The sequence below is a fragment of the Streptomyces sp. XY431 genome, from assembly GCF_001279805.1.
GTDB lineage: Bacteria > Actinomycetota > Actinomycetes > Streptomycetales > Streptomycetaceae > Kitasatospora > Kitasatospora purpeofusca.
Window position 1 is genome coordinate 1 of the sequence record NZ_LGDO01000360.1, and the last position, 360, is coordinate 360.

1 protein-coding gene is annotated in these 360 nt (G+C 68.9%); it reads left to right on the forward strand.

Translation table 11 applies throughout. The features are described from left to right. Positions 1–54 precede the first annotated feature (54 nt). The coding region (locus ADK60_RS26390; protein WP_199839761.1) for a PPC domain-containing protein at positions 55–360 on the forward strand (306 nt) is incomplete at its 3' end.

The window sequence follows — 360 nt, forward strand, 5'->3', positions numbered from 1 at the left end:
GATCCGCTCGGTGCGTCGATGGGGTCGATGACGGCCAGTGTGTCGACGGAGATCATGAGGCAGCTGCTGCTGGACGGTACGGGGTCGACGCTTGCGACGGCGGTGCCGGGGCAGAACGGTGCGTGGACGTTCGCGGGTTCGGCGGGGCAGCGGGTGTATCTGGACCTGTCCGGGGGGACGTTCTCCTCGCTGAAGGCCGAGGTGTCGGTGCTGAAGCCGGACGGTTCGGCGTTCCTGGCCTCGCAGTACTGCGGGACGTCCTGCGGTTTCGACACGACGACGTTGCCGGTCGACGGCACCTACACCGTTGCCCTGCGGACCTCCGGTGGTGTCGCCGGCTCGCTCACCGCGAAGGCGTGG